This window comes from Pseudohongiella sp. O18 (genome assembly GCF_021729085.1).
GTDB lineage: Bacteria > Pseudomonadota > Gammaproteobacteria > Pseudomonadales > Pseudohongiellaceae > Pseudohongiella.
Genome location: NZ_JAJSAR010000001.1, coordinates 290,404 through 309,813, shown reverse-complemented (window position 1 = coordinate 309,813; position 19,410 = coordinate 290,404). Strand labels below are relative to the sequence as shown.

21 protein-coding genes are annotated in these 19,410 nt (G+C 54.1%); 15 read left to right on the top strand and 6 right to left on the bottom strand.

From position 1 onward, the window contains the following. The first annotated feature begins 6 nt into the window (after nucleotides 1-6). From pqqC to LVD14_RS01345, 6 genes are all read left to right on the top strand, one after another. Nucleotides 7-747 carry a pyrroloquinoline-quinone synthase PqqC gene (gene pqqC, locus LVD14_RS01370; RefSeq protein ID WP_237132235.1) on the top strand — a complete coding sequence of 247 codons (741 nt, stop codon included), beginning with the start codon at nucleotides 7-9 and terminating at the stop codon, nucleotides 745-747. Beyond that, entirely contained in the window at nucleotides 744-1,016 is a 273-nt protein-coding gene (gene pqqD, locus LVD14_RS01365; protein ID WP_237132234.1) for a pyrroloquinoline quinone biosynthesis peptide chaperone PqqD, read from the top strand. The genes pqqC and pqqD overlap by 4 nt, the downstream gene beginning before the upstream one ends. After that, a complete protein-coding gene (gene pqqE / locus LVD14_RS01360; protein WP_237132233.1) occupies nucleotides 988-2,139 on the top strand; it encodes a pyrroloquinoline quinone biosynthesis protein PqqE in 1,152 nt (383 codons plus the stop codon). The genes pqqD and pqqE overlap by 29 nt, the downstream gene beginning before the upstream one ends. 108 nt (nucleotides 2,140-2,247) lie before the next feature. Next, nucleotides 2,248-3,105 carry a zinc-dependent peptidase gene (locus LVD14_RS01355; protein ID WP_237132232.1) on the top strand — a complete coding sequence of 286 codons (858 nt, stop codon included), beginning with the start codon at nucleotides 2,248-2,250 and terminating at the stop codon, nucleotides 3,103-3,105. 187 nt (nucleotides 3,106-3,292) lie between these two features. Then, entirely contained in the window at nucleotides 3,293-4,069 is a 777-nt protein-coding gene (locus tag LVD14_RS01350; protein ID WP_237132231.1) for a glutathione S-transferase family protein, read from the top strand. Nucleotides 4,070-4,185: 116 nt separating this feature from the next. Further along, nucleotides 4,186-5,319 (top strand): zinc-binding dehydrogenase, encoded by a 1,134-nt coding sequence (locus LVD14_RS01345; protein WP_237132230.1) that lies wholly within the window; start codon nucleotides 4,186-4,188, stop codon nucleotides 5,317-5,319. Between the two features lie 16 nt (nucleotides 5,320-5,335). On the opposite strand, the gene LVD14_RS01340 is transcribed toward LVD14_RS01345, so the two are convergent. After that, nucleotides 5,336-6,784 (bottom strand): LytTR family DNA-binding domain-containing protein, encoded by a 1,449-nt coding sequence (locus tag LVD14_RS01340; protein WP_237132229.1) that lies wholly within the window; start codon nucleotides 6,782-6,784, stop codon nucleotides 5,336-5,338. Between the two features lie 118 nt (nucleotides 6,785-6,902). On the opposite strand from LVD14_RS01340, the gene LVD14_RS01335 reads away from it, so the two are divergent. Beyond that, nucleotides 6,903-8,057 carry a serine hydrolase domain-containing protein gene (locus tag LVD14_RS01335; RefSeq protein ID WP_237132228.1) on the top strand — a complete coding sequence of 385 codons (1,155 nt, stop codon included), beginning with the start codon at nucleotides 6,903-6,905 and terminating at the stop codon, nucleotides 8,055-8,057. Here LVD14_RS01335 and LVD14_RS01330 read toward each other — a convergent pair. Beyond that, nucleotides 8,054-8,362, bottom strand: coding sequence for a hypothetical protein (locus LVD14_RS01330; protein WP_237132227.1), 309 nt, complete (start codon nucleotides 8,360-8,362; stop codon nucleotides 8,054-8,056). The two genes, LVD14_RS01335 and LVD14_RS01330, sit on opposite strands and share 4 nt — an antisense overlap. Nucleotides 8,363-8,429: 67 nt before the next feature. Between LVD14_RS01330 and LVD14_RS01325 the strand changes: the two genes are divergently transcribed. Then, nucleotides 8,430-8,909 (top strand): TetR/AcrR family transcriptional regulator, encoded by a 480-nt coding sequence (locus LVD14_RS01325; protein ID WP_237132226.1) that lies wholly within the window; start codon nucleotides 8,430-8,432, stop codon nucleotides 8,907-8,909. Here LVD14_RS01325 and LVD14_RS01320 read toward each other — a convergent pair whose 3' ends face one another. Continuing rightward, nucleotides 8,910-9,272, bottom strand: a complete 363-nt coding sequence (locus LVD14_RS01320; RefSeq protein ID WP_237132225.1) for a diacylglycerol kinase — start codon at nucleotides 9,270-9,272, stop codon at nucleotides 8,910-8,912. Between the two features lie 248 nt (nucleotides 9,273-9,520). Here LVD14_RS01320 and LVD14_RS01315 point away from each other — a divergent pair, with 248 nt between their 5' ends. From LVD14_RS01315 to LVD14_RS01300, 4 genes are all read left to right on the top strand, one after another. After that, nucleotides 9,521-10,804 carry an EAL domain-containing protein gene (locus LVD14_RS01315; protein ID WP_237132224.1) on the top strand — a complete coding sequence of 428 codons (1,284 nt, stop codon included), beginning with the start codon at nucleotides 9,521-9,523 and terminating at the stop codon, nucleotides 10,802-10,804. Between the two features lie 87 nt (nucleotides 10,805-10,891). Next, nucleotides 10,892-11,287, top strand: coding sequence for a DUF4345 family protein (locus tag LVD14_RS01310; RefSeq protein WP_237132223.1), 396 nt, complete (start codon nucleotides 10,892-10,894; stop codon nucleotides 11,285-11,287). Continuing rightward, a complete protein-coding gene (locus LVD14_RS01305) occupies nucleotides 11,284-11,823 on the top strand; it encodes a hypothetical protein (RefSeq protein WP_237132222.1) in 540 nt (179 codons plus the stop codon). The genes LVD14_RS01310 and LVD14_RS01305 overlap by 4 nt, the downstream gene beginning before the upstream one ends. Before the next feature lie 278 nt (nucleotides 11,824-12,101). After that, nucleotides 12,102-13,658 carry an amidase family protein gene (locus tag LVD14_RS01300; protein ID WP_237132221.1) on the top strand — a complete coding sequence of 519 codons (1,557 nt, stop codon included), beginning with the start codon at nucleotides 12,102-12,104 and terminating at the stop codon, nucleotides 13,656-13,658. Nucleotides 13,659-13,721: 63 nt separating this feature from the next. Here the strand turns inward: LVD14_RS01300 and LVD14_RS01295 are convergent, their stop codons facing one another. Beyond that, nucleotides 13,722-13,967, bottom strand: coding sequence for a hypothetical protein (locus LVD14_RS01295; RefSeq protein WP_237132220.1), 246 nt, complete (start codon nucleotides 13,965-13,967; stop codon nucleotides 13,722-13,724). Nucleotides 13,968-14,220: 253 nt separating this feature from the next. On the opposite strand from LVD14_RS01295, the gene LVD14_RS01290 reads away from it, so the two are divergent. Beyond that, nucleotides 14,221-14,439 carry a hypothetical protein gene (locus tag LVD14_RS01290; RefSeq protein WP_237132219.1) on the top strand — a complete coding sequence of 73 codons (219 nt, stop codon included), beginning with the start codon at nucleotides 14,221-14,223 and terminating at the stop codon, nucleotides 14,437-14,439. On the opposite strand, the gene LVD14_RS01285 is transcribed toward LVD14_RS01290, so the two are convergent. Then, nucleotides 14,421-14,714: a helix-turn-helix domain-containing protein gene (locus tag LVD14_RS01285; protein WP_237132218.1), complete on the bottom strand. Its 294-nt coding sequence runs from the start codon at nucleotides 14,712-14,714 to the stop codon at nucleotides 14,421-14,423. The two genes, LVD14_RS01290 and LVD14_RS01285, sit on opposite strands and share 19 nt — an antisense overlap. 87 nt (nucleotides 14,715-14,801) lie before the next feature. Continuing rightward, nucleotides 14,802-15,710 (bottom strand): LysR family transcriptional regulator, encoded by a 909-nt coding sequence (locus LVD14_RS01280; protein WP_237132217.1) that lies wholly within the window; start codon nucleotides 15,708-15,710, stop codon nucleotides 14,802-14,804. A gap of 236 nt (nucleotides 15,711-15,946) precedes the next feature. Between LVD14_RS01280 and LVD14_RS01275 the strand changes: the two genes are divergently transcribed. Both LVD14_RS01275 and LVD14_RS15525 read left to right on the top strand, forming a co-directional pair. Further along, a complete protein-coding gene (locus LVD14_RS01275; RefSeq protein ID WP_237132216.1) occupies nucleotides 15,947-17,131 on the top strand; it encodes a branched-chain amino acid ABC transporter substrate-binding protein in 1,185 nt (394 codons plus the stop codon). Next, the gene (locus tag LVD14_RS15525) at nucleotides 17,115-19,010 is read left to right on the top strand and encodes a diguanylate cyclase (RefSeq protein ID WP_237132215.1); all 1,896 of its coding nucleotides are present in this window, start codon (nucleotides 17,115-17,117) and stop codon (nucleotides 19,008-19,010) included. Before LVD14_RS01275 ends, LVD14_RS15525 begins: the two co-directional genes overlap by 17 nt. Nucleotides 19,011-19,410 lie beyond the last annotated feature (400 nt).

Below are 19,410 nucleotides of genomic sequence, written 5' to 3'. Positions count from 1 at the left end.
TTTTCCATGACAGTTGATACTGCTGCACCTTGGTCAGTAGAAGAGTTTGAGGCCCGCCTGCGTGCCAAAGAAAAGAATTACCATATTTTTCATCCATTCCACATTGCCATGAACAGTGGGCAGTGTACAAAAGCCCAGGTGCAGGGGTGGGTGCTGAATCGTTTTTATTATCAGGTCATGATTCCCATAAAAGACGCAGCTGTGATGTCGAACATGCCTGACAAAGAGCATCGACGTTTGTGGGTGCAGCGCATTCTCGATCATGATGGTTTGGAAGGTGAAGACGGTGGCATCGAGGCCTGGCTGGCATTGGCTGAAGCGGTTGGTCTCGCGCGCGATGACGTACTGTCGCTTAAAAAAGTGACACCCGGCGTTAAGTTTGCTGTTGATGCCTACGTCAACTTTGCCAGAAATTCTCCCTGGCAGGAGGCAGTGTGTTCCTCGCTGACCGAGTTGTTTGCACCCACCATCCACCAGAAGCGACTCGACAGCTGGCCCGAACATTATCCGTGGATCGATGCCAGCGGATATCAATATTTCCGCAAACGACTGTCTGAGGCGCGGCGTGATGTTGAGCATGGCCTGCGGGTCACGCTTGCTCACTTCAGGACAAGAGCGGAGCAGGAAAAGGCACTGAATATTCTGCAATTCAAACTCAATGTGCTCTGGACCATGCTGGATGCCATGCAGGTTACTTACGGCATTGGCGAGTCCAACACTGGTGCAATTGCGAGGATGAGTCAATGAGCCTTGATACCAGCCAGCCACTTAAGCTCGCCAGGCAATACAAACTGCAATGGGAAAAAGTACAGGATGCCTGGGTACTTTTGTACCCCGAGGGAATGGTCAAGCTGACCGGCAGCGCCGGTGAAATTCTTACGCGTATCGATGGCGAGCGCAGCGCGCAGGACGTAATTGCCAATCTTCAGGCAGCATTTCCTGGCGCTGATCTGCAGCAGGATGTCATCGATTTTCTGGAGCATGCCCATGACAAAGGCTGGATCACCCCTGTCTGACACCATAAAGCCGCCACTGTGGGTCAATGCAGAAATCACCTACAAGTGTCCGCTGCATTGCGTGTTTTGTTACAACCCGCTGAATTATGCCTCGACTTTCGAGAAAGAGTTGTCGACCGCACAGTGGCTGAAGGCCTTGCGCGAGGCGCGTGAGCTGGGCGCCGTGCAGCTGGGTATTTCTGGTGGTGAGCCATTAATGCGTGACGATTGCGAAGAGATCGTCGCTGAGGCCAGCAAGATGGGTTATTACGTCAACCTGCTTACTTCCGGGATAGGGCTGACTGAGGAGCGCATTGCGGCATTCAAGGCGGGTGGTCTGGATCAGATCCAGTTGTCCTTTCAGGATTCCACCAAAGAAATGAACGATTTTCTGTCCAGCACGCGTACCTTCGATCTTAAGCGGAAAGTCGCACGGCTGATAAAGCAATACGACTACCCCATGGTGCTTAACGTCGTACTGCATCGTCTGAACATTGATCACATAGAACAGATACTGCAGATGGCCGAGGAAATGGAAGCCGATCATGTTGAGCTGGCCAACAGCCAGTACTACGCATGGGCGCTGAAGAACCGTGAGCAGCTGATGCCGAGTCGCGAACAGCTTGAACACGCCGAAGCCGTCTGTAATCAATTTCGCGAGCGCCTGGGTAACAAGATGAAGTTGTACTTCGTGGTGCCGGATTATTATCAGGACCGACCCAAAGCCTGTATGAACGGCTGGGGTACCGTGTTCCTCAACATAGCTCCCGATGGGCTTGCCTTACCCTGCCATGAAGCGCGCATGTTACCGGGGCTGGAGTTTCCCAATCTGCGCGACCACGATGTGCGCACTATCTGGTATGAATCGGAAGCCTTCAACGCCTACCGGGGCGACAGCTGGATGAAGGAACCTTGTCGCAGCTGCGATGAAAAGCACAAGGACTTTGGTGGCTGCCGCTGTCAGGCTTATATGTTGACGGGCGATGCGCGCAATGCAGACCCTGTATGCAGTAAATCCCCACACCACTCGATCGTGACCGATCAGGTCGCGCTTGCTCAAAGAGCGCAGTCAACAGACGAGGAAGTGCGTCCGGTGATCATCTTTCGTGACGATAAAAACTCACGAGCATTTGTGGACGAGTGACGATCCAGCCACTCATTCCGACCGCAGACAAACGTAAAACTTAGGTGCATACTGCGCGGTCAGGCATCACCCAAATTCCTGGTAAAAACTCGGAGATCTTTTTCGTCCATGGATCAGTTGAGTGTTCTGGTCATTCTTTTCCTGTGCGTACTCGTCGTGGCAGTTGTCCTGTGGCTGTTTGTTTATCCAGCCTGGCGTCGCCAGCGCCTGGAGGCAACACCCTTCCCTGTAGAGTGGGAGAAGATCGTGAAGCAGCGACTGCCATTCTATGGTGCGATGTCACCAGAGTTAAAAAGAGCACTGCAGGTCCGGATCGCACACTTTATTGCTGACAAGCGTTTTGAGGGCTGTGCCGGTCAGGTGATTGATGATGACGTCAGGGTCAGTATTGCAGCTCAGGCCTGCCTGCTGATTCTCAATCGGCCCAGTGACTACTATTCAGAGTTGCGCACCATTCTGGTATATCCGGCAGGGTTTGTAGTTCGGCACGACAATGTCGACGAGTTTGGGCTGGTATCAGTTGATGCGCACGCGCTGTCTGGTGAGTCGTGGAACAATGGGCGTATCGTCCTCTCATGGGAAGACGTCAAAACCGGCGCCAGTGACTTCAGAGATGGTATTAATGTCGTCCTGCATGAATTTGCACACCAGCTCGACCATCAAAGTGGCGCCACCAATGGTGCGCCGCTGTTGGCAGACCGTCATTCGAAGCAGCAATGGGCAAGCGTTTTCAGTGCGGAATTTGGGCGTCTGCAGGCACTGGCAATGTCCTATGACACTGATTTCATTCAGACGATCAATGACGAAGTGCTGGACTTCTATGGCGCTACTGAACCCGCAGAATTTTTTGCAGTGTCCACCGAAGCCTTCTTCGAGAAGCCAGGGCAGCTAGCCATGCAGCACCCGCAACTCTTTGAACAGCTTGAAAATTATTACGGCATCGATCCGCGCTCGTGGGGACACTGACGCCAGTTGGCAGTGCCGTCGGGTGAGGCGCCCTGCAGCATAGGCATTCTGAGGCCACCAGGCAGGGTCGGCAGCTGCTGGATGGATGCAAAGACGTTGGATTTGCTGTATAACTTGTGTCGCAAGCGATATAAATTGCGAATCACCCACACGATTTTGGAAATCGCCAACAATAGAGAGAATTCAAATGAAAAAGTTGATCAGCCTGACAGCGGTGTTGCTACTGGCAAATTATTTCGTTGCTGCGGTGCCGGCAGCAACCGCACAAAGCGCGAGCATGGCAAACGCCGCCCCTGTGCCCGAATTCACCATTTATCACCTTGAGGGGCGCCGTTCAGAGCGTCTGGTCTGGCTGATGGAAGAGCTGGGTCTGCCCTACGATCTGGAGTTCACGCGTGGCGATCTGGGAGCGTCCATGGCTGCCATTCGCGCCATCAACCCTGACATGCCAGTGGCACCTACCGTTGTATACGATGGCCAGGTGCTGGTTGAGTCTGGTGCCATTATCGAAATGATTCTTGCGCGCCATGGTGGTGGTCGCCTGGTTCCACCACTTGATTCACCTGACTTTGCGACTCACCTGATGTGGATTCATTACTCTGAGGGTTCACTGGCTGCGCGCGCCATCGCCGACTATCGTGTCTGGCAGATCCAGCCACCAACAGCCCGCTCGCCGCTGGTTGATTCAGAGGCTGTGGTACAGTTTGCGGAGAACTTTCTTGATGACAAGCCCTGGTTTGGCGGGGACGACTTTTCCGCGGCCGATATCATGATGCTGTTTCCATTGAACTTTGCCTTTGTGCTTAATATTGTAGACAGCACACAGTTTCCCAATATCAATGCCTGGATGGAAAAAGTCACATCCCGGCCGGCCTATCAGGCCATGCTGGACAAAGCACGTCCCGATGGCATGATTGGCTCATTGCCAGCGCTGCCCGCCCATGCACCGTCGGGACCTCGCTAGAAATTTACCGTGCGCAATGGCTGACGGGCTGGGTTAGGCTTGTGTCTAACTTGGCCCGGTTCTGCCGGCCATACAGCCATCAATCCATTAACCGATAATCAGTTAACAGGACAATCATGACAGTACCTTCTACTTATCTGCAGATGTTTTCAACACTTACTGAGTCTGGCGAACTGCGCCTGGAATTGATCGAAAAACCTGTACCCACGCCCAAAGCCAATGAGGTACTGGTGCGCATCGAGGCGACGCCAATCAACCCTTCAGACCAGGGAGTCATGTTCGGCTGGGCCGACATCAGCGCCGCCAGCACCTCCGGAGATGGCAGCAGTGCCGTTCTTAGCGCTCCTGTCTCCGAGCAGGGAATGCGTGTCATGAAAGCACGCGTGGGACAGGCGTTGCCGGTTGGCAATGAGGGTGCCGGCACAGTCGTAGCCACTGGCGATTCCGAGTTGGCGAGCAGCCTGCAAGGCAAGGTCGTGGCTGTCATGGGCGGCAGCATGTATGCACAGTATCGCTGTGTTGATGCTACCACCTGTCTGCCTTTGCACGACGGGCACAGCGCCAAAGATGGTGCCTCCTGTTTCGTGAATCCGCTGACCGCGCTATCCATGATCGAAACCATGAAAATGGAAGGGCATTCGGCGCTGGTCCATACAGCCGCGGCATCCAATCTCGGGCAGATGCTGGTGCGTATTTGCCAGGCGGATGGCGTTGAGCTGGTTAATATCGTACGTAAAGATGAGCAGGCTAAGCTTTTGCGCGACATGGGAGCCAAGTATGTTGTTAACTCCAGCTCCGATAATTTCAAAGCAGAGCTGACCGACGCCATTCACGCTACTGGTGCGACACTTGCGTTTGATGCTACCGGCGGTGGAACACTGGCGTCTGACATTCTGGCCTGCATGGAGGCAGCGGCTTCACGCACCCCCGGTGCCTACAGCATTTATGGCTCGGTAAAGCACAAGCAGGTTTATCTGTACGGTAACCTCGACACATCTCCTACTGTCTTGCAGCGCGCCTACGGCATGGCCTGGGGCGTGGGTGGCTGGCTGTTGCCCAACTTCCTGGCCAAAGCTGGAACAGAGGTTGCTGGACGCCTGCGAGCGCGTGTGGCCAGTGAGCTGAAGACAACGTTCGCCAGTCACTACACTAACGAAATTTCCTTGGCCGAAGCGCTGGATGCCGATACCGTCCGTCAATACTACGCCAAGCACACTGGCGAGAAGTTCCTGATCTGCCCGCAGAAATGATGGTAGTGACGGGAAATCAGCGCTGAGCCAGACTCTCACGCACGCTCTTCACATGCGAGCGTGAGAGCGGACAGCGCTGCTGGTGGGTCAACAATAGCTCATACTTGCCGGCGCCCAGCGATCGAAGTTCGTGAACCGCATCGAGGTTGACCAGGTGAGAGCGGTGAGCTCTGATGAAGTTTGTCGGTAGAAGGGTTAGCAATTCTTTCAAGGCGCGATCATCGAGGATCGTCTCGCCACTGCTCAGCCGGATCTGGGAATAGTTGCCGGCCCCCTGTATGGTCAGAATATCTTTACAATCTACGACCCGTGTTCTGCCGGCGGAGCTGACCAGCAGACTGGCTGGCCTGGGCTGGCTGCCAGTGGCCGCCACGGGCCTGCACATCGCTGCCAGCAGCGGGACCATGGCCGCATACAGGTATTGATCAAAGAACAGGTCTTTGTCCAGACTCAGACTCAGCAAAAGGCAGCCCAGCGCTGATGTCTGAAAGAGTCGGTCTGTGTGAGTCGTGTTTGGTGATCTCCATACCAGGACGATTGACGCCGGCACGCAAACCCAGAGTGCAGCATGGACGATGTCCTGAGGTGGTCCAAGCCACAGGGTGGCCGCGATACCTGCTGTAACCAGTGCCAACAGTCCGCTGACTGGCAAGCGGAAACCTCCGCGCCTGGCAAAGTAGAATGGCAAGGTGCAGGTAAATACCATCAGTGCACTGGCAACCAGCCCGAGCCGCAGCATGTGTAATCCGTAAGGGTAGGCGTAGAAGGCGCGGAAAAGTTCTGCGCTGGCGGCTACCAATAGGCCAATGGCCATGACCATTGCCAGGCGTCGCTCGCAGATGTTGGCGCTCACTATCACGAAAGTCGTAATAAGCAGAAGAACGAAGCCAAGCAGCGGGGTCGCGTAGTAGCCAATCGGTCGTCGAATCTCGGAGGAGTAGCTGGCCAGTCGCAGGCCCGGCAGTATCTCACTGCCGTGAATTATTGAGTTCAGGCTGTGTTGCCGGTAGTGACTGGAAAGCTCCAGCAGGGCGATGTTATTGCCGGGCACCACGGTGTCGACAGGCAGATGGATGATGGCATCAATAGGCCCGGCTGACTCACTTTCGGGCTCTTCGGCAGGTAAACCTTTAAAGCCGACTTCATGGTCATTCCAGTAAACGCGGGCGGAGAAAGTGCCAGACAGATAAAGACCAAGCGGGGGTGCATCGGGTCCGGCACTGGCGACTGGCACGGTGAACACGGCGCGCAGCCAGCCATGATCATCACTTAGCTGCAGCGCGTCCAGTTGAGCTGGCCGCCATGGGCCGGATCGCTCGTCAGCCAAAGAGACGGAGATCAGTCCCAGTGCGTTCTGAGTGCTCGTGGGTTGCAGAAGCTGCGGTACTGCAAGCATCAACGCCGCAACCAGGTAGGGTGCGATCACCCAGGCGGCGAGGTATCGATCGAAAGCGGGAATCTGCAAAGCGGTTCCAGGTGCATTTCACATGGGAATAATGACGTTTCACGTATTATGCCTTGCTGGCGCCAGAGGCTTCAAAGACTATTGTCACTGGAGTCATAGCACTATCTCAGGAGTAATTATGCATTTCAATCGTCTGTCCAGGCTGCCATCGCTTACGCTTTTCATCAGCCTTGCCCTGACTTTGCCCGCCCAGGCACAGCCACATCAGGCAGCGTCATTGACGGGGCAGCAGGTGACGCAGATGCTGTCGCAGGCCGAGTCCATGTTCTCTCGACAGCAACTGGTGGGGCTGCAGGCAGCCATTTATGACGGACAGCGCGTGCATGAGCTCAATCTTGGCTATGCCGATATCGAACACCGTGTGCCTGTAAGCTCAGAAACACGATTCGAAATTGCATCTGTCACCAAGGCGTTTACCGGACTTGCCCAGCTACTGCTGGCAGAATCGGGAGAGCTGGATCTGGACAAGCCCATTCAGAGCTATGTGCCGGAGTTCCCGGTTTCGCCCGAAGGAACGCTGACTACTCGCCAGCTTGCCGGCTCTACGGGAGGCATTCGCCATTACCAGTCGGAGCGGGATGTTGAGTTTTACTCGACACATTACGATTCGGTTATTGATGCGCTGGCGCTGTTTAAGGACGACGCACTGGTCGCAGCACCCGGTTCTGAAAGTCATTATTCGAGCTACGGATTCAATCTGATGGCTGCAGTCATCGAGCGAGCTGGCGGCAAGCCGTTTACGGAAATCATCCAGTCTCGCGTACTCACGCCCATGCAGCTGGAAAACACCGGATTTACCGACGTCCGGGCGCCAATGCCGCACAGGAGTCGGCATTACACGTTCATCGACCTTTACAGCCGCGAGGTATTGCCATCTCTGCAGGTGATGCCCACCCTGAATCACAGCTATAACATGGGTGGTGGCAATATGTACTCAACGGCGAGCGACCTGGTCAGTTTTGGTCGCCAGTTAATGGAGCAGGAGCTCTTGAGTGACCACGTTCGGGCTGAGCTCGAAGCGACGCATTTTACGTCCGGTGGGCAGCCAAGCATGTTCAGTGATGGCTGGGTCATGATTGGACTGCAGTCGCAGCCACGCTTCCTGATGGCAGGCGGCAGCTATCCGGGAACACTGTCTTTATTGCTGGTTTTCCCGGAACTGCAGGTGGTGGCAGCCATGTTGACCAACACCTGGGGCAAAGATGGGCCGGACGTGATGGACCAGCTGATCATGGCCTGGACCGACCCGGTCTTACTTGCTCCAGAAGACTAAGCGACTTTGTCTGTCAGCGGCCCGTAGCCATTAACCAGCACGTACAATAGCGGCGCAAACGACCCCAGCAGCAGCGTCGCCAGCAACCACGGCCAGAATCTAATCTGTCGTCGCTGCGCGTCTTTCCATAGAAACATCAGGACCAGAATAAGCGCCGCAGCCAGATCAACAAACACCTGCCAGCCGGCCGTGCTGTCAATCAATAATCGGAAAATTCCGATGTATCCAACGTCAGCCAGGGCGAGAATTGTTACAGCACCCAGTGCAAGCAATAGCACCAGCGATACGATACGATAGGCGTTCATAAGGTTTCTCCTGTAGCAAGTGCTACATAATAACGAAGTAGTGTAGCGAATGCTACATACAGAATATATGACCGACAGAAAACACACGATTCGCGCGGCTGTTGCAGCCCACCTGATTGAGACAGGCTTGACTGGTCACGGTATTCGCGCCTTGGCCAGGGCCGCCAATACCAGTGATCGTATGCTGATCTACTACTTCGGGAGCAAGGAAGAGTTGCTACGCGAGTCGCTGATGCTGGTTGTGAAGGGTCTGTCCATGCAGCTGGATCAGGAGCTAGGCAATGAGCGACAACGCAGCGCTGACCTGCTTGAAAAACTGACAGTTGTTTGCCAGCGGCCGGACTGGCGGCCCATGACAAACCTCTGGTTTGAGATTGTAGGACTCGCGGCCAGGGGGAACGCTCCTTATCAGCCAGTGGCGTGTGAAATCGCTGACGCCTTCATCGACTGGATAGCATCACACCTCATTGATGCTGAACGGCATCAGGCCGCTGATGTGTTCGCTCATCTGGAAGGCCGCATGTTGCTGGCAGTGATCGGGCGCTGATCAGAAAGGCCAGAGAATAATAGACCAGATTATTCCAGTACCGATCAGGCTGAACAGCACTGCGGCTGAGCCGATGTCTTTGGCGCGACCGCTGAGCTCATGATATTCGTGTCCGATGCGGTCTATTGCCACCTCGATGGCGCTGTTCAGCATTTCGGTGATCAGCACGATGAGCAGCGAAGCAACCAGCAGGGCACGTTCAGCGGGACTGACATCAACCAGAACGATGACGGGTGTCAGCAGGACCACCAGGCCCACCTCCATCCGGAAGGCCTCCTCGGAGTGCCATAAGGCTTTCAGGCCCTGCATGGAAAAACGCGTTGCGTTAATCAGTCGCCTGATCCCTCTGGCCTGCGGTTTCATCGGGCTACCTCAATCGTTCAGGAAGAAGTATTCAGCTTGCCTGCCAGGACGGAAGCAGCTCGCGCGCATAATATACTAAAAATACCCGCTACGCTTCTTGCGCTCCATGGAGCCCGCCAGCGCGTAACCTCACTTTCCAGAGATTTTGATAAAGGGAAAAGTTGCAGAAATCTGCCTGACAGCCGATACAGGCCAAAGGCCGGTTATCATGTCTGAGCTTATCCTTTTGACGCAGTTGATAGAATGCGATGAATTCCAAACTGAAAATTATTGACAATCTGGCGCTTGCCTCCCACGACCAGGGAGAGCAGTTAGTTGAAAAGGCGGGCTATTATCAGGGTAATAGCTACCTTGAATTTGAGGCCAGGCGCCTCTACTCCGCGTTCCAGCCCATCTACAGCATTGCCCACAAGCGCATTGTCGGGCTGGAGGCGCTAGTACGCGCCGTCGATGATAAGGGCCAGGCGGTGACGCCAGCCGCGCTGTTCAGCAGGCGCCAGGGGGAAGCCATCCACCAGCTGGACCTGATCTGCCAGCAAGTACACCTGCAAAATTTCCATGCGCTGGACCCGCCCGATGCCTGGTTGTTCCTCAATGTTGACCCCTCCACTCTCAGTCGGTGTGCCCGCTATACTGACTTTCTGAACGATCTTCTTGTTCGCTACAACTACACGCCAAACCGTGTGGTGATCGAGATTCTTGAGTCCAGTATCGAGGACGAAAGCGAGCTGGAGCAGACTATTGGCCAGTACAAAGACCTGGGGTTCCTGATTGCGATTGACGACTTCGGTGCCGGACATTCCAACTTTGAGCGCATCTGGCGGATTCAGCCGGATATCGTCAAGCTGGATCGAGGGATGCTCAAAAAGGCTGGCCAGGATGACAGTGTCAAAGAGTTGCTGAAAGGCATTACCAGCATGTTGCACAACTGCAAATGTCTAGTGCTGGCTGAGGGTGTTGAAACAGCCGAGGAAGCCCTGGCGGCAATGGACGCTCAGGTCGATCTGATTCAGGGTTATTATTTCGCGCGCCCATTTCTTTTATCCGAGTCGATAGCGACGCGCCGCGGTCTGTGGAAAGAGCTCTATAACGAGTTTGACGAGCTGAATCTCTTTATTCAGGAGCGCAAGCGTGAGAGCCTGGAGCCTTACCGGAATCGATTTGCGGCGCTGACGGTTGGCGCACAAAAGAAAAACCAGCTTGATGAAATTGCTCATCTAATGTTCAAGCTGCCCCACAGTATCCGTCTTTACCAGTTGGCGCTTGATGGAGAGCAGTGTCACGCCAATATAAACAGCCCCACCATCCAGATTAAGGGCAGAGACCGGCTTTACGCGTTGGCCAATGCGCAGGGGGCAAGCTGGAAGCGTCGCGACTACTACGTGAACGCGGTTAACAATCCCGGCAACGTGCAGATGACACAACCCTACTTCTCAGTATCCGATGGTACGCTTTGTATCACGCTATCAGTCCTCACGCGGCTGCAGGGAGAAGACTTCATTCTGTGCTGCGATATTTTGCCGGGCGATTAGTCGTACCGGACTAGCATGTAATCAGAAACGATCTTTTTGCCAGGTCTTTACGTAATTAATTGCGAATCGACTCAATGAGCATTAATTATGCCTGGCAAATTTATTCTGGCTTTATCATCTCTGGTCTTTATCTCTTACGGGTTGGTTAGTCTGATCAATCCTGCGGTGCCTGCTGGCTTCGCTGGACTTGTCATCACTAATGGCAATGCCTATGCGGAAATTGGTTCCATGTACGGGGGGCTGCAGACAGGAATCGGGCTTTATTGCCTGCTGGCACTTTTCAGTTCAGAGTACTACCGGGGTGGGCTGGCTGTGCTGGTCATTGGCCTTGGCATGCTGGCGATCGCCAGACTGATTTCTGCGCTGGTAACCAGCGACCCTTTGACCATGTACACCTGGGGTGCCCTGATTTATGAGGCTGTCACTGTGATGATAGCGGCAATTGCGCTTCGGCAGTCCTACAACTCTGTTGCGCAACCATGACGCAGCATGAATACATTTCCATCGCCATAGCCATCATTCTGGGCCTGGCGATTACTCGACTGCTACACACCGTGGCGTCGCTGATCCGCTATCGCGAGCATGTCGTCTTTCACTGGGCGAGCGCGGTCTGGGGGCTTAGTGTCATGGTGTACATCCTGCAGTTCTGGTGGGTCGGCTGGGAACTTCGAGGCGTTGATGAATGGCTGTTTCCACACTTTCTGGTGATGGTGCTTGGATGCACGTTCCTCTATGGCGCTGCAGAGATGGCTCTGACAGAGCCAGGTGCCGGCGCCTATGACATGGCACAGCATTCCCAGCAACTGGGCAGGTTGTCCGCGTTGTCGATGTTGTTTTATTTTCTGGTCGGTCCTTATGTCAATATCGTCATGTATGACAATCCAGTGTTGCCCTCAGTAATTGTGCCGCTTGCAGGCATTGCTGTGATGCTGCTGATGATATTCATGCCGTCCCGGTTTCGACTCTGGTCTGTGTTGTTTGCACTGCATGCGATTGTGGTATTGCTGCTCACGGTCTGAAATCTTTCTATTGCGCCGCACTGCTAAAAAAAACGACTGTTCCAGCACAAAATCGTCTACGTACAATAACGCAGGGTAAGGATTAATGCCGCGTTCGGCGTTACATAGCTTTGTCCGGTTCACAGAGCGTGGCATACTCGAAACAGATGGCAAGGCATCACTCTCTCACTGCCGCTGGAGAAAACCGTATGGTCCGCGAAACATCATCACATCTGAAATCTATATTTACAGTCTTGCGATGTCGATACCAGCGAGTAATTTCGACGTTTGTTTTGCTAATGCTGAGCTGGCAGGTCGCAATTGCGGATGACCTCGATCTTACAAGCGCGACTATCGTTGAGCTGAATGCGGCGATGGATGCAGATGCATTAGACTCAGAAATGCTGGTGCGAATGTATCTGACGAGAATAGAAGCTTATGACAAACAGGGCCCGGCCATTAACGCAGTATTGACGATGAACCCAAATGCGATTGCCGAAGCGCAGGCGCTTGATCAGGAACGGCTGTCGCAGGGGCGCAGATCGCCCATGCACGGAATACCGGTTGTTATAAAGGACAATCTCGACACAGCGGATATGCCTACGACTGCCGGATCCTTCATGTTAAAAGGCTCACTGCCACCAGATGACGCATTCGTGGTCAAAAAGCTCCGTGACGCGGGTGCCATCATACTGGCGAAGCTGAACCTGAGCGAGTTTGCCTCAGGCGACGCCAGCAATTCCATTGGAGGTGAGATTGGTAATCCCCATAGTGACTCGCGATCCCCCTCCGGCTCCTCCGGCGGCACTGGCGCGGCGATCGCAGCCGCGTTCGCGTCGGTAGGGTTGGGAACCGATACGGGCGGCTCGGTTCGTATGCCGTCCAGTGCCAATGGGGTAGTCGGCCTGAAGACGACTCATGGTTTATTGAGCCGGGATGGTGTAGTGCCATTGGCACTGAGTTTTGACACCGTCGGACCAATGGCGCGCAGTGTCACAGATATCGCGATTGCGCTGGGTGTAATGACGGGCATCGACACTGCCGATGCGTCTACGGAAAAAAGCGAGGGCAGGTTTGCCACCGACTACAGGCAATATTTGGATGCCGATGCCCTGGCGGGAGCGCGTATTGGCGTCGCCCGTGTTTTCATGAAAGGGGATGCAGAAGTCGACTGGGTGGTTGAGACCGCACTTCAGTCAATGCGAGATGCTGGCGCAGAGATAATAGATGTTGAGTTTCCGCAATGGTTGCTGGAGTCGCGCGGCGAGTTTTATCGCGCGATTCGATACCCCGAGTTTCGTGCGCAGATCGCTGACTATCTGGCCACGTTGAGCCCGGAGTATCCCAAAAGTCTCGATGACCTGATTGCACGCGCCATGCAGCTGACCGCGTCAAGAGAAGATGGATCCATTCCCAATCCCAGTCGCTGGGCGTTGATGCTGGAGGAGAACAAAAGCACGGGTTTGGACAGTTACCAGTATACCGCTGTGCTGGACCATGCACTGCCGCTGATTCGCGCCACGATTCAGGGATTGTTGGACGCCGAAAATCTTGATGCCATTGTTTACCCCACGAGCCCGACTCCGGCAGATCTGTTAGAGAGTCCGCCACGAGGAAGCGTCTCTGCGGGCAGCGGGGAGTCCCCGGTGATATTAGCCAACCTGTCTGGTTTTCCGGACATCATCATACCTGCCGGTTTTACCAGTCGCGGGCTGCCGGTGACCGTGTCATTTCTGGGGCCTGCTTTTAGTGAGCCAGCACTGATCTCGCTGGGTTATTCCCTGGAGCAGCGGCTGCAAGCCATTCGCTTGCCCCACCGGACACCAGCGCTGCCCGGTGAGACCATCAGCTACTGAGTGCACAGGTCCCGACTCGTCCGAACAGCTAAAGCTGTCTATTCTTCGCTGGCCAACACCGAGTCAGGTGTCACCAACCTCGGCGCCCAGTTCTGCCAGCGCGTCCTGAATCTGTGACAGAACCTCGGCGCTGCTCCTGTCCTCGCTCATGCCTTCCGACTGTGCGGTTAGTAAAAGCCGCGCATCGTCATCCCAACGGCGCAGGATTTCTATTTTCTCATCCCGGCTGAATTGTTTATTTGATACAACCTCAGCAGGTTTGCCGAAATTGTCAGCTGGATCTTTCAAAATATCGTCGAATGTCTTCATGATAAGTCTGGCCTCTCTCCGTTAGAAGTAGGGCGCGGCATGCGCGTCCGAGGATGACTTTAGTTTTACTGCTTGGTCACTGTTTTACATGAATCGAGGACGTCTATCTACCCGTCTTCTGCAGTTAAGCATGCGCCGAATCGAGGCGCAATGCACTTAATTAGCGCCATTGTGCTGCTTCTGTCATCCACTGCCATCAGCTGGGCCGCAGCAGGTGGTAGTCCGCAGTCAAAGATTTGCTTTGGCATTCTTGATGCGTGAGTTATTGATGCAGGTCGGCAATGCCTTGCGCGGTAAAGGACATGAACTACGTGTCGTCGATGGGAGTGCTGTCGGAGGCTACAATGCCATTCTGTTCACGCCACTTCCTGGCTCAATGCCGCCAGCAGCAGATGATTTACTGTCGCCGGTTAATGGAGTTTATCGAGCCGGTTCAGATCATCGCAAGGATGGTCAGGCCGTGGGTTGGTAATGATCGTGCAGGGGGAATTCCAGAGCAGGTGGAAAACCCTCCAGCACGCCATAATGGAACGCAACGGCTGTCGCCATTGAGCGGTTGTGGACCCCCAGCTTTCTGTAGATATCCTTTACGTAGCCATCCACTGTGTGGGGGCTGAGGCTTAATACTCGCGCGATTTTCTTGTTGCTGTTGCCCTGGGCCAGCACCCGCAGAACATCCTGCTCACGAAGTGTAAGCGGCAGCGATTGCGGGTCTTGATTACCGTTATTGCCTGTTCTGCTGAGCATTCGACTAACCACGTTTTCGGCTGGGATTGTCGAAGATTCTCCACCCTGAACAGGGGGCTGACAAATGAAAAAACACCGGCCTTCGAGTTAGTTTTTCTTATCCGACCACTCCTGGGCAATAATCTTTCCTACCCATTCATAAAACGCGTTGATGACTTCGTCCTCGGCATGGTCCGTGCGGTATGCCAGAAAACACTCGCCGTGGCGAGTAACCTTGTCAGGCAGGGGCAGCACCAGCGTTTCATCATTGTTCATGAACTGATAGGACGTGGGCAGGTATCCCATCGCTACCCCGATATCATTTTTTACAGCAGCGATACTTGCCTCCACCGTGCTGACAACAAGCTCATCCGATGTTTCGGTGTGTGCACTCCATTGTGTCTGCCAGCGGGGCCATTGATATGAATCTCCTGAGATCTTGATCAATCGGCAGTCATTAAAATCGCCTTTAAGTAACCCTGGGTGCTGTTCCAGATAGTTTTTGCTACAGATCGGTGTCAGCGAAATTCGCACCAGCGGCTGGTAGCTTAGTCCCGGCTCGTTGCCACATTCGTGACGAATGGCGACTGTTGTCTCCGAGTGCTCAAAGTCGATTCGGGATATATCGGAGTCAATCTGGATATTCAGTTCCGGAAATCTGGATTGAAACTCATGAATATTCGGGAACAGCAGCAGGCTGGCAATATTGGGCAGTGTATTAACAACAAAACGCCGCTTCTTTTTCTGTTTGCGAACAGCCAGTGTTGCACTGTCGATCAGGTCAAGCCCGCGTTTGATGTGAAGATAATAGCGCTTGCCTTCGGTGGTTAGCGATATTTTGCGATTCTCCCGCTTGAACAGGGTAATGCCGAGATGCTCCTCAAGCGCTTTTATCTGATGGCTCACAGCAGGCGGAGATACAAACAGCTCATCCGCAGCATCCTTAAAGCTAAGACGACGTGCCGCAGTTTCAAATACTCGAATTAAGTTCAGCGATGGCAAACGTTGATTGGACATTAGTCAGAGTTGCCCTGATATGGCAGGCGAGGCAGTTAATAAGCCTTCTACTATAAGCGCATTGAATACTGGTCATCAATTATTAGCGATATCCCAGAGTGTTGAGGAAATCCGTTTCAGCCTGCGTTTGATCAATATCCGAAGCAATTCGGCTTGACGTACTGATTGCAGGCGCCCATATTTAAGTTGAATAGCGTAAATATTATCTGATACGCGCCGATAAGCTGGTGTTAATCATGGTTTTTCGTCTTATTTCGGGTAGTGTAGTGAATAATTTTAGAAGCTTTGCCACGGCCTGTGTTTGTCTGGTTTCGCTGGCCTCGGTAGTCGTGTTGCAGCCAACAGTTTCGGCGCAACAGCCTGATCCGCAAGCCGAATCCATTGAACTGGCGATTGTCGCCCCATTGGTTGGTACCAGCTTCTCGATAGGTATGCAGTTCCGGGCCGGTGTGTACGCTGCGCTGGCATCACTGGACGATGGGGCACTGCTTGGACGACCGGTACGTGTGTCAGAGCATGATGACAGCTGCATCAGGACCATTGCCGAAAGTGTCGCGCAGAGTCTGGTTCAGAATCCTCCCCATGTGGTCATCGGGCATTCCTGTTCAGCCACTACAGTTGTGTCCGCTCCAGTCTACGCCCGCCATGGTGTTTTGCAGATCACGCCATCATCGACGGCGCCTCTGGTGACGGAAATGGGTATAGGCAGTATTTTTCGAGTGATCGGGCGCGATGACCTGCAAGGTGAAATGGCCGCTGAAAAACTTGCTCGTGATTATGGAGATCGGCGCATTGGTATACTGCGTTATCAAAGTGATTATTCAATGGGACTAACCCAGAGTGCCATCGAGAGCCTGGCCCGCCGCGGTGTGCGCCCGGCGTTTGTGCTGCAAACCTCAGCCTCGGCGACATCCTATCTGGACGAGATCATGCAGTTGATCGATAACCAGGTAGACGTTGTCTATCTGGTCGGTGGGGCGCTGGACAGTGGTGTGTTTGTGCGCCAGGCGCGGCAGATGGCAGCACCGTTTGAGATCATAAGCAGTGACACCCTGGTCTCTCCGATCTACACCGAGACTGCTGGCCCAGCAGGCGATGGTGTCGCGTTCACCTCTCCCTCCGATGCGGCCAGGCAGATTGAAAACGATCTTTCACGGGCGGCAAACGCGGCGATTCGTGCACAGGGAATGGAACCAGATGGTTATACCCTGCTCGCCTATGCAGCCACCGAAATCTGGTTTGAAGGCGTAAGACGTGCAGACAGTCTGGAAGCAGCTGCGGTGGCGGCAGCAATCCGTTCGGCACCACTGGATACCGTGCTCGGTCGAATCAGTTTTAATGACAAAGGAGACATCCAGACCGAATACGAGCCATTCTCCTGGTATGTCTGGCAGGATGGGCAACGTGTCGCCATCGAGTGAGGAAGAGGCCGCGCCGCGCGGCAACCCCAGTCTGTGGGGCAAATTCAAGGGCCTGGGTATTCGCAACAGCTTTCTGGTTGGTTTTGCGGCGATGGCACTGTTCATGGTCGTCGTGATGATCACGGCGCTGAGCACCAGCGCCGCCATGTCGCGCAGTGTCACGCAGATTCTGGAAGAGCAGTTACCCGTGACTCTGGCCACTTTTCGGGCCGCCAGGGCAGCGGATGCGCTAGCGACCAGTGGCGCTTCGCTGATTACGGTGCGCACTGCTGCAGACCAGCAGTTGGCGTTTCAGCGTGTGGCGTCGGCACAGCAGATACTGGAGCGGACGCTGGGCGAGTTAACAGGTGTCACAGAATCGCCTGACGTGGCGGATATCATCACGCAGGTTGCAGAGCTCAATCAGAATCTGGACAGTTTGAAGTCGCTGGTCGATGAACGATTGAGTTTAATTGATGCTCAGCAGCGAGCCCGCACTGAATTGATTGCCGATTTGCAGGCTTTCCAGCAGGAGTTGACGTTCAGGGTCAGGATTCTGGAGGCCGACAGTGACGTCATCAATGCTCTGATGCAGCGGCCTTCACCGCCTGTAGAGCAGATCGCGCGCATGTCTGGCAATACGGTTCCGCTAATTCCGTTATCGCGATTCTATGCAGAAGTGGAGTCTATAGGCAGTCGGTTAATGGCTGCTACACAGGATCGAACCCTGGCCTCACTTGCGGTTACCGAGCAGATAATAAACCACAGGCTTCAGATAGCCAGCGAAACACTCGAGAAATTGCCACCTGATGTAACGGGCACATTAAGTCGACAGTTTGTAGCGCTGCGTGCATCAAGTCTGTCGCCAGACGGATTGGTTGGTCTTCGTCAGCGCGAATTGAATCTGCTTGCTAACGGCGAAGCACTGAATCAACAGAACCAGCAGATTATTGCCCGTGTTGATCTTGCCATCGCTGCGCTGGTCGACAACAGGCTTGGTCAAATAGACCAGGCTGCGGATATGGCAACATCCGCCAACAGCAGATCCCAGCTGTGGTTGCTGATTATCACTGGTGCGGGCCTGGCCGGTCTTGTCGCATTCTTTTACCTGCATGTGCTGCGCCGCCTTGTACCCCGGTTGACAGATCTCAGTGATACGCTGCTAAACCTTTCTGCCGGCCGCTACGATGTGCCGATGCCGACAGAGGGCAATGACGAGCTCGGCCGACTTGGAAGCGCGGTCCATCAGTTCCGCCAAATGGCCCTGGAGGCAAGCAGGCGGGAAGAGGAGTTGCAGGCAAGTAACCGCAGGGCGGAGGAAGCCGTAAAAGAGCTTGAGCAAAAGGCAACTGAGCTTGAGCGGGTAAATGGCAGGCTGGAAACTCTGTCCTTGTCTGACGGGCTGACTGGCCTGGCCAACCGGCGTCGATTCGACGATGTACTGGCCGCTGAGTGGGCGCACTCTGCGCGTACCGCACAATCAATGTCGGTACTGATGCTGGATGTCGATTACTTCAAACTTTACAACGACCAGTACGGTCATCAACAGGGCGATGATTGTCTGCGCCGTATTGCTGGCGTCTTGAAAACGCGCATTCACAGAGCAACTGATCTGGCTGCTCGCTACGGTGGCGAGGAATTTTGCGTCATTCTCTCATTCTGTACCGAAGAAGATGCGGCAACAATTGCAGAGCAGATGCGGTCTCAAGTGGAGAGACTGCAGATTGAGCATCGCCTGGCCGATGCTGGTGTTGTCACCATCAGCATAGGTGTGGCCACAATGGTTCCAACGGCGGGCTCTGCCGCGGATGAGTTAGTGCGTCAGGCAGATATTGCTTTGTACAACGCCAAACGCCTGGGCCGCAACAGAGTGGTCTGCTCGAGCAAACATGCCGATTAGCCATGTGGGCAATCGGCTAGATCGCTTTGTTTGGCTGATCGGCATCCTGCGCTGCAATAAAGCGGCGAATCGTTGGTATTTCTGTTCAGGAAAGGGCCGGGTGGCACATATATCGCTACGCCCATCTTGCCGACATTATATCCGGGCAGTTTATAGTGCTTGAAATAAAACTGCTGGGAATCTCTAAATAGTTGTGAGCTTCTACCTTTGCCTGCGGTACCGCTGGAGAAGGGAAAAGGCTATCTTCAAAAAATGATTCGAGGAGTCGCAGTCCAAGCTGAGGCAGCGCTTGTCGTCCGATGAACCTGAGTCATTATGGTCCGCTGAAAAGTTTTTGATTCACTGTCCGCAACGTAAGTGAACTGTGATTCAACAAATTGGAATCAAATTTATATGAATT

What these genes read in the sequence shown, in the direction of transcription:
- pqqC (WP_237132235.1), top strand. Translation starts at nt 7, where the DNA reads ATGACAGTTGATACTGCTGCACCTTGGTCAGTAGAAGAGTTTGAGGCC.
- pqqD (WP_237132234.1), top strand. Translation starts at nt 744, where the DNA reads ATGAGCCTTGATACCAGCCAGCCACTTAAGCTCGCCAGGCAATACAAA.
- pqqE (WP_237132233.1), top strand. Translation starts at nt 988, where the DNA reads ATGACAAAGGCTGGATCACCCCTGTCTGACACCATAAAGCCGCCACTG.
- LVD14_RS01355 (WP_237132232.1), top strand. Translation starts at nt 2,248, where the DNA reads ATGGATCAGTTGAGTGTTCTGGTCATTCTTTTCCTGTGCGTACTCGTC.
- LVD14_RS01350 (WP_237132231.1), top strand. Translation starts at nt 3,293, where the DNA reads ATGAAAAAGTTGATCAGCCTGACAGCGGTGTTGCTACTGGCAAATTAT.
- LVD14_RS01345 (WP_237132230.1), top strand. Translation starts at nt 4,186, where the DNA reads ATGACAGTACCTTCTACTTATCTGCAGATGTTTTCAACACTTACTGAG.
- LVD14_RS01335 (WP_237132228.1), top strand. Translation starts at nt 6,903, where the DNA reads ATGCATTTCAATCGTCTGTCCAGGCTGCCATCGCTTACGCTTTTCATC.
- LVD14_RS01330 (WP_237132227.1), bottom strand. Translation starts at nt 8,362, where the DNA reads ATGAACGCCTATCGTATCGTATCGCTGGTGCTATTGCTTGCACTGGGT.
- LVD14_RS01325 (WP_237132226.1), top strand. Translation starts at nt 8,430, where the DNA reads ATGACCGACAGAAAACACACGATTCGCGCGGCTGTTGCAGCCCACCTG.
- LVD14_RS01320 (WP_237132225.1), bottom strand. Translation starts at nt 9,272, where the DNA reads ATGAAACCGCAGGCCAGAGGGATCAGGCGACTGATTAACGCAACGCGT.
- LVD14_RS01315 (WP_237132224.1), top strand. Translation starts at nt 9,521, where the DNA reads ATGAATTCCAAACTGAAAATTATTGACAATCTGGCGCTTGCCTCCCAC.
- LVD14_RS01310 (WP_237132223.1), top strand. Translation starts at nt 10,892, where the DNA reads ATGCCTGGCAAATTTATTCTGGCTTTATCATCTCTGGTCTTTATCTCT.
- LVD14_RS01305 (WP_237132222.1), top strand. Translation starts at nt 11,284, where the DNA reads ATGACGCAGCATGAATACATTTCCATCGCCATAGCCATCATTCTGGGC.
- LVD14_RS01300 (WP_237132221.1), top strand. Translation starts at nt 12,102, where the DNA reads ATGCTGAGCTGGCAGGTCGCAATTGCGGATGACCTCGATCTTACAAGC.
- LVD14_RS01295 (WP_237132220.1), bottom strand. Translation starts at nt 13,967, where the DNA reads ATGAAGACATTCGACGATATTTTGAAAGATCCAGCTGACAATTTCGGC.
- LVD14_RS01290 (WP_237132219.1), top strand. Translation starts at nt 14,221, where the DNA reads ATGCGTGAGTTATTGATGCAGGTCGGCAATGCCTTGCGCGGTAAAGGA.
- LVD14_RS01285 (WP_237132218.1), bottom strand. Translation starts at nt 14,714, where the DNA reads ATGCTCAGCAGAACAGGCAATAACGGTAATCAAGACCCGCAATCGCTG.
- LVD14_RS01280 (WP_237132217.1), bottom strand. Translation starts at nt 15,710, where the DNA reads ATGTCCAATCAACGTTTGCCATCGCTGAACTTAATTCGAGTATTTGAA.
- LVD14_RS01275 (WP_237132216.1), top strand. Translation starts at nt 15,947, where the DNA reads ATGGTTTTTCGTCTTATTTCGGGTAGTGTAGTGAATAATTTTAGAAGC.